Origin of the sequence: Azoarcus sp. TTM-91 (assembly GCF_012911025.1) — a bacterium.
In the GTDB taxonomy this organism is placed as follows: domain Bacteria; phylum Pseudomonadota; class Gammaproteobacteria; order Burkholderiales; family Rhodocyclaceae; genus Azoarcus.
This window is the reverse complement of the sequence record NZ_WUEI01000063.1, coordinates 19805-27491: the sequence shown is the minus strand read 5'-3', so window position 1 is coordinate 27491 and position 7687 is coordinate 19805. Positions and strand designations below refer to the sequence as shown.

The window sequence follows — 7687 nt, the reverse complement described above, 5'->3', positions numbered from 1 at the left end:
AATCAGGAGCGTCGTCGGGGGCTTTGTCGGATGGGCGAAGGGCTTGGTGGAGCCGAAGCGGCGGCGTGTGCCGGCGCCTTCAGTTGGGCGCGACAGGCGTGGTTTCCGCGCCCACCCACTGCAGGTACTCCGGCAGCCCGTGATCCACAGGGACCGCGATCACCTCAGGAAGTTCGTAGGGGTGGCGGGCGCGGATGGCGGTCTCCAGCGCCGGATAGCGTTCCACGGTGGTCTTGATCAACAGCGGAACCTCGCTGCCGGTCTGTATCGTCTCCTGCCAGCGGTACACCGAGGTGCACGGCGCCAGGATGTTCACGCATGCGGCCAGGCGTTCCTCCACCAGGCTGGCGGCCAGCTTGGCGGCATGTTCGGTATCGGGCAGGTTGGTGAGGACCAGCAGGACGTCGGACATGAATGTCTCCCACGCGGGCGAAGCCGCCATTGTTGCAGAGGGTGGGCCGGGGTGCAGCGGCTTTGGTCAACAAAGCAGGGATGGCGACAGCCTGGTCGTGCCGCGGAGGAGCCTCTCCCTCTCCTCCGCTCGCGGGAGAGCGCCGGGCAGAGGGCCCCAAAGGGGCGACCGTGTTTGAATCCCGCGGGGGCTCCCCTTCTCCCTGCCCCGCTTCGCGTCCCGGTCTCGTGGCCTGCCGGCCCCAGGACGCTCCGGCAGGCGAAGCGATGCTTCGCTTTTTCCCGCATACGCCCTGCAGGGGAGAGGGAAGCCAACCATGTGCTCGGGCGAGCGGCAGCGGTTCCGGGGTCTTCCCGGTCTTGGTCCTCCCCGCTACCGCCGAGCTGGGCTAGAGTTGCGTCCCGCCGCTTTTACGTCCGGCGTTCTTCCTGCCTGTCCGATGAATGATCTGCCTTACCTCGCCGGCTATCCCGCCGAACTGCTGGACCGCGTTCGCGGGTTGATCGCGCGTGGCGAGCTGGCGAAATGGATTGCCTCCCGCTATCCGGAACGCCATGCGATGCAGACCGACCGCGCCCTCTACGACTATGTGAACGAGTTGCGCCAGCGCTATCTGCGCAACACTTCGCCGCTCTCCAAGGTGTGCTACGACGCGGCAATGCACCCGGTGCGGGGCACGCTGGGCAGCAACGCCTTCGTCAGCCGGGTGCAGGGGGCAAAGTTGAAGCGGCGCAACGAGATCCGCATCGCCACCCTGTTCAGGGAGGCGCCGCCGCAGGGGTTGCGCATGGTGGTGGTGCATGAGCTGGCGCACCTGAAGGAGAAGGACCACGACAAGGCCTTCTACCAGCTGTGCTGCCACATGGAGCCGGCCTACCATCAGCTGGAGTTCGACATGCGGGTGTGGCTGACGGCGCGGGAGTTGCCGGCGGTTTAGCGCCATCACTATCCGGCGGCAGGCCGGCGGGCGATGCCGTTCGCCCTGGGGCGGACGAAGGGCGCGGTGCCGGAACGGTTTCGACAAGCCCGCGCGGTCGAAGCCCGGGGACTCCGGCTGGAACGAGCGCCGGCCTTCCCGGCCGGGCCAGGGGGACGGGGGCTGGCGCGCGCGCCGCGGCCTTCAGGCCTTGCGCAGGTAGCAGGCCTTGAGCATGAAGTTGCCGCCGTCCATCTTGCAGTCGACCTCGTGGTCGCCATCCACCAGGCGGATGCTCTTCACCTTGGTGCCCATCTTCAGGGTGATGGAGGAACCCTTCACCTTCAGGTCCTTGATCAGCACCACTGCGTCGCCGTCGGCCAGCGGGTTGCCGTTGGCGTCGCGCACCACGGTGCTTTCCTCCTCGGCCGCGGCGGTCGGCGACCATTCATGGCCGCAGTCGGCGCAGATGTAGTTGTCGCCGTCGGGGTAGGTGTTTTCGAGCGAGCACAGGGGGCAGGGCGGAATGGCGGTCATGGCGTGGGTCTGTAGCGAGAAGCAGCGGAAAAAGAAAACCGGCGCCGCGGGCGGCACCGGTGGGGGCGGATTCTAGGCCAGCGGGGCGGAACGCTCTGTCTATGGTTGGCGCGGAACCCGCAGTCACACCGCCGGCAGGGTCATTCGGCACCGAAATCCACCCGGTACACCCGCGCCTCGTAGGGCGCCAGCAGGCAGGCGATGCCGGGCGGATGCGGCGCCACTTCGCGGTTGGCCATCGCCAGGGCCTCGTGGCGCAGGCGCAGGCCGCGATGCTGGTAGTGCGCCGGCTGGCCACTGAGGTTGCACAACACCAGGAAACCGCTGCCGCCCTGGCGCCGGGTGTAGGCGTAGATCTGCGGGTTGCGTTCCAGCAGCGCACCGTAGCGGCCGTGGCGCAGGGCCGGCTCGGCGGCGCGCAGGGCGATCAGGCGGCGGTAGTAGTTGAGCACCGAGGCGGGGTCCGCGCGCTCGCCGGCGACGTTGATCTCGCGGTACTCCGGGTTGGGCCGCAGCCACGGCGTGCCGCTGCTGAAGCCGGCGTTGGCGCCGGCGTCCCAGGGCATGGGCGTGCGTGCGTTGTCGCGCGAGGTGAGCGCCAGTTCCCTGAGGATGGCGTCGTCGCCCTGGCCGGCATCGCGCATGCGGCGGATGCGGTTGCGCGCGTAGACGTCCACGAAGTCGTCCAGGGTGTCGAAGCGGGTGTTGGCCATGCCCAGCTCCTGGCCCTGGTAGATGAAGGGCGTGCCCTCCATCAGGAAGTACATGGTGGCCAGCGCGGTGGCGCTCTCGCGACGATGGTGCTGCGCATCGCCCCAGCGCGACAGCACCCGCGGCAGGTCGTGGTTCTCGATGAACAGCGCGTTCCAGCCGCGGCCGTGGAGGGCGTGCTGCCAGCGGCCGAGGATGCGGCGCAGGCCCGGCAGGTCCAGCCCGGCGTGGGGCTGGCTGGACCACAGGTGAGAGTGCTCGAACTGCAGGATCATGGACAGGCGCTGGCTGCTCACCCAGGCCTCCGCCTGGTCGGCGGCCACGCCGTTGGCCTCGCCTATGGTGGCGGCGTCGTAGTCGCGGAAGGCGTCGGCGGCCAGTTCCTCGACGAAGTCCAGCACGCCGGGCACGTTGCGGTGATGCGGATAGGCCCAGGCGAAGGGCAGGCCGTCCGGGTTGGGCGCGTCCGGCAGGCCGGGCGTTTTCTTCAGGTGGGTGATGGCGTCGATGCGGAAGCCATCCACGCCCTTGTCCAGCCACCACCGCGCGGTGGCCGCCATCGCTTTGCGTACCGCCGGGTTTTCCCAGTTGAGATCGGGCTGGCGGGGGGAGAACAGGTGGAGGAAGTACTGGCCGGTGGCGGCGTCGTATTGCCAGGCGGGGCCCTTGAAGATGCTCTCCCAGTTGTTCGGCGGACCGCCATCCGGCCCGCCGTTGACGCCCAGCCGCGGGCTGCTGCCCGGCCCCCCGCGGCCGTCGCGCCAGATGTACCAGTCGCGCTTGGGGTCGTCGCGCGAACTGCGCGAGGCCTTGAACCACGGGTGTTCGTCGCTGGTGTGGTTGAGCACCAGGTCCAGGATCAGCCGCATGCCGCGGCGATGCACTTCGTCCAGCAGGCGGTCGAAGTCTTCCATGGAGCCGAACTCGGCCATGATCCCCTGGTAGTCGGAGACGTCGTAGCCGTTGTCGTCGTTGGGCGAGGTGAAGATGGGGCACAGCCACAGCGCGTTCACGCCCAGCCACTGCAGGTAGTCCAGGCGGGCGAAGATGCCGGGCAGATCACCGATGCCGTCGCCGTTGCTGTCCATGAAGCTGCGCGGGTAGATCTGATAGATCACCGCGTCCTTCCACCAGGGTGCCGTCATCCTCTCCTCCCATGCCCGGACCGGGTACCCGCCGGATTCTAGACGCTGGCGTGGCGGCCTGCCGCCGCCGGCATGTGACGAAAGGCGTATGCTGTCAGCACGGGGCCGACAAGGAGAAAAACCATGGAAACCCAAGTGAACAAGCTGCGCGGCGTGAATCTCGGCAGTTGGCTGCTGCTGGAAAAATGGATGGTGCCCAGCGTGTTCGAAGGCACCGCCGCCACCGATGAAACCACCTGGTGCGCCGAACTGGGCGCCGCCGCGCCGGAGCGCCTGCGCCGGCACTGGAACAGCTTCGTCACCCGCGAGGATTTCGCCTGGATCGCCGAGCGCGGCCTCAACGCGGTGCGCATCCCGGTGGGCCACTGGATCTTCGGCCCGGATTATCCCTACCACCCCAGCTACGGCAAGGCGCGCCACCCCTTCGTCACCGGCGGCATCGAGGTGCTGGACCGGGCGATGGACTGGGCCGCCGAGTTCGGGCTGAAAGTGATGCTGGATCTGCACGCCGCGCCCGGCTGCCAGAACGGCTTCGACAATGGCGGCATCAAGGACGTGTGCGAATGGCACACCCGGGCGGAGTACCGGGAGCACGCGCTGGCGGTGCTGGAGCGCCTGGCCGGGCGCTACCGCGCGGCGCCGGCGCTGGCCGCCATCGAGGTGCTCAACGAGCCGCGCTGGGACATCCCCACCGACTACCTCAAGGCCTACAACCTCGCCGCCTACGAGCGCATCCGCCGCCACTGCCCGGCGGAGAAGGTGGCGGTGGTGTTCCACGATGGTTTCCGCTCCTACCGCGAATACCTCGGCTTCATGCAGGCGCCGGAATTCCGCAACGTGGTGTTCGACCTGCACCGCTACCAGTGCTTCGACCGCGCCGACATCGACAGCGACATCTATGCCCACCTGCACAAGGCCGCCGGCGACTGGCGCGGCGAGGCGGATGCGATCAACGCCGAGCTGGGCCTGCCGGCGATCTGCGGCGAGTGGAGCCTGGGGCTGGACCTGAAGGTGGTCTCGCTGTGGGCGGAAGGGCCGTACAACCATGCGCTGGAGCACATGGACGACTTCCAGCAGCACGTCGCCAACCGTGGCTACGCCGCCGCCCAGTTGCTGAGCTTCGAGAAGTACCTGGGCTGGTTCTTCTGGAGCTACAAGACCGAGACCACGCCGGCCTGGAGTTTCCGCGACTGCGTGGCGCGCGGCTGGCTGCCTTCAAGCTTCAGGTAGCGTGGCGGCAGGCGTGGGCGTGGCGGTGTCCGCCGCGCCCTCGTGCCGCGGATGGGCGCGGCGGTCGCCCTGGCGCTGGAGGTCCAGCCGGCGGTCGTAGAAATGCTCCAGGCCGTTATGCAGGCAGATGTGCAGCAGCGTGGCGTCCGGCAGTTCGTGGTGCAGCATCTCCATGGTGGATTGCTCCTCCTTCAGTTCGAAGGCGTCGGTGGCCTCCTCGATGAAGATCCAGGCCGGCTGCTGCAGGAACACCCGGGCGATGCCCAGGCGCTGCTGGGCGCGCAGTGGCAGGGCGTGGGTCCAGTCGTCGCTGTCGTCCAGCCGCGGCGCCAGCCAGGCGATGCCGGCGCATTCCAGCGCCCGCAGCAGGCCGGCGTCGTCGTAGCGCGTGGCGTCCTGCGGATAGGCGAGCAGCGCGCGCAGGCTGCCGGCGGGCAGGTAGGGGCGCTGCGGCACGAACATCATGTCCTGGTCGCGCGGCAGCACGATCTCGCCGCCGCCCCAAGGCCACAGCCCGGCCACCGCCTTGAACAGCGCGATGGTGACCGCCGGATCGCCGGTGATCAGCACCCGTTCGCCGCGCCGCACATGCAGGTCCAGCCCCTCCAGCAGCAACTGCCCGGTGGGGGCGAGGAGGCGCAGCTGGCGGATGTCCAGGTCGGCATGCGCGGCGTGGTAGAGGCAGACTTCCTCGCTGCATTCCTCGCCGCGGTCGTGCCGCGCCATCGCCTGCATGTCCTCGTGCAGCGACACGATGCGGTCCACCGAAGCGCGGCAGCGCGCCAGTTCGCCCAGGTTGTCTATCGGCCAGGACAGCGCCGAACTCAGGCGCTGGAAGGCCTGCGCCGCCTGCATCAGCAGGCCCAGCGTCATGGTGCCGGCGATGTACTGCGGCGCCGCGATCAGGATGGGCAGCACCGGCAGCAGGGTGCCGTAGCCGGTGGAGAAGGAGACGATGCCGAGGTAGGCCAGCGTCTGCCGGTTCCAGCCGCGGCCGACGTCGGCGAACAGGCGGGCGGCGTTCTCCCGCTCGTGCGCCTCACCGTGCATCAGCACTACCGATTCCGCATGCTCGCGGGCGCGGGCGAGGCCGTAGCGCAGGTTGGCCTCCACGCTCTGCAGGCGGTTGGTGCTGCGCACCAGCGGCCGCCCCAGCACCAGCCCCAGCAGCGCGCCGGCGCCGGCATAGAGGAAGGCGGCCAGCACCATGTAGCTGGGGATGCTCACCTCGGTGCCGGGCAGCTGCAGGCTGCCGGAGACGGCCAGCAGGATGTCCACGAAGCTGCCGAGGATGAGCACCGAATAGAGCAGGGAGTGGAACAGGCCCACCGCGGATTCGGTGGCGATGCGCACATCCTCGGCGATGCGGGCGTCCGGGTTGTCGTGGTCGCCGGGGGCGAACTGCAGGCGGTAGTGGCGGGCGTGGTCCATCCACTGGCCCACCAGCAGCTCGGTGAGCCAGCGCCGCCAGTCCAGCTGCAGCCAGCGCTTCACCTCCAGGTGCAGCGCGGTGACCGCCACCGTGAGCAGGAAGATGAGGCCGAAGCTGCCCGCCAGCCGCCACAGCGCGCTGCCGGTGCGGTTCTCCAGCGCGTCGAACAGATCCCGGTTCCAGTAGCTGATCCAGATCGCCAGCGCCACCTGCGCCAGCGTGAGCAGCACCAGCAGCAGGATGGCGCCGCGCACCGGCCAGCGTCGCGGGCCATTCCAGTAGCCGGCGGTGAGGCGCAGGAAGCGCCAGGGTGCGCGCGGGGGGCGGGCGGCTTTCCCCTTGCCGGCCTCAGCCATGGGCATCCCCGGCCAGGCATTCGGCGGCGAGCAGGGCCGCGCCGCGGGCGGCGCCGTAGAGGCCGAGCAAGTCGTCGATCACCACATGTAGCGGAATCTCCCGCAGCAGCGCCTGCATCGGCGGCTTGTCGCAGAAGGCCTGCAGCACCGCCGGCGCCTGCAGGAAGGGCAGCAGGCGCGGGGCGATGCCGCCGCACAGGTAGACGCCGCCGTGGGCCAGGGTGGTGAGCGCCAGGTTGCCGGCGGTGGCGGCATAGATGCGGGCGAACAGCGCTGCCGCGGCGGCGGCGGCCGGCTCGCCCGCCAGCGCGGCGCTGCCGATGGCGGGGGCGTCCAGCGCCGGGTTGCCGCCGGCGTAGCGGTGGAGCCGCGCCAGGCCGCGGCCGGATAGCAGGGTTTCCAGGCTGCAATCCTCGCCGCTGGCGCGCAGGTGTTGCAGCAAGGCGTCCTGCTCGGCGTCGGCGGGAGCGAAGCCGGCGTGGCCGCCTTCGCTCTGCAGCGCGCTGCCGCCCACCAGTTGGGCCACGCCCAGGCCGGTGCCGGCGCCTATCAGCAGGCGCGGCGCGTCCGCCTGCGGGCGGCCGGCCTGCAGCGTGCACAGGCTGCTCCCCGGCAGGTCGGGCAGGCCCAGCGCCTGGGCGGCGAAGTCGTTGATCAGGCGCAGCCGGCGCAGCTTGAACCGGGCGGTGAGGTCGGCGGCATCCACCGTCCACGGCAGGTTGGTCATCCGCAGCCGGCCGTTTTCCAGCGGGCCGGCGAGGGCGAGGCAGGCTGCCTGGGGCGCGTCGCCCGGCTGCAGGAAGGCGAGCAGCAGGCTGTCCAGGTCGGCGAAATCGCCGCTGGGGTAGATCGTTCGCCGCCGTTCTGTCCAGCGGCCGTCGCGGTAATCGCCGATCAGCAGTCGCGCACGCGAGCCGCCGATGTCCGCCGCCAGTATCTCCATCGCCT

General features: G+C 69.8%; 7 protein-coding genes. 2 read left to right on the top strand and 5 right to left on the bottom strand.

Annotated elements, in window-relative coordinates:
* Positions 1-79: 79 nt before the first annotated feature.
* Positions 80-412, bottom strand: a complete 333-nt coding sequence (cutA, locus tag GRF61_RS16040) for a divalent-cation tolerance protein CutA (protein ID WP_169151636.1) — start codon at positions 410-412, stop codon at positions 80-82.
* 439 nt (positions 413-851) lie between these two features.
* Here cutA and GRF61_RS16035 point away from each other — a divergent pair, with 439 nt between their 5' ends.
* The gene (locus GRF61_RS16035) at positions 852-1349 is read left to right on the top strand and encodes a YgjP-like metallopeptidase domain-containing protein (protein ID WP_169151635.1); all 498 of its coding nucleotides are present in this window, start codon (positions 852-854) and stop codon (positions 1347-1349) included.
* A 183-nt stretch (positions 1350-1532) separates the two neighbouring features.
* On the opposite strand, the gene GRF61_RS16030 is transcribed toward GRF61_RS16035, so the two are convergent.
* Together GRF61_RS16030 and GRF61_RS16025 are read right to left on the bottom strand one after the other, a co-directional pair.
* The gene (locus GRF61_RS16030; RefSeq protein WP_133595169.1) at positions 1533-1865 is read right to left on the bottom strand and encodes a zinc ribbon domain-containing protein YjdM; all 333 of its coding nucleotides are present in this window, start codon (positions 1863-1865) and stop codon (positions 1533-1535) included.
* 140 nt (positions 1866-2005) lie between these two features.
* Entirely contained in the window at positions 2006-3721 is a 1716-nt protein-coding gene (locus GRF61_RS16025) for an alpha-glucosidase (protein WP_211166015.1), read from the bottom strand.
* A gap of 123 nt (positions 3722-3844) precedes the next feature.
* On the opposite strand from GRF61_RS16025, the gene GRF61_RS16020 reads away from it, so the two are divergent.
* Positions 3845-4951, top strand: a complete 1107-nt coding sequence (locus GRF61_RS16020) for a glycoside hydrolase family 5 protein (RefSeq protein WP_169151634.1) — start codon at positions 3845-3847, stop codon at positions 4949-4951.
* On the opposite strand, the gene GRF61_RS16015 is transcribed toward GRF61_RS16020, so the two are convergent.
* On the bottom strand, positions 4937-6739 hold the full coding sequence (locus GRF61_RS16015; RefSeq protein WP_211166014.1) for an ABC transporter ATP-binding protein/permease: 1803 nt from the start codon (positions 6737-6739) through the stop codon (positions 4937-4939). The genes GRF61_RS16020 and GRF61_RS16015 overlap by 15 nt on opposite strands.
* Entirely contained in the window at positions 6732-7682 is a 951-nt protein-coding gene (locus GRF61_RS16010) for a glucokinase (protein WP_169151632.1), read from the bottom strand. Before GRF61_RS16010 ends, GRF61_RS16015 begins: the two co-directional genes overlap by 8 nt.
* Positions 7683-7687: the final 5 nt, after the last annotated feature.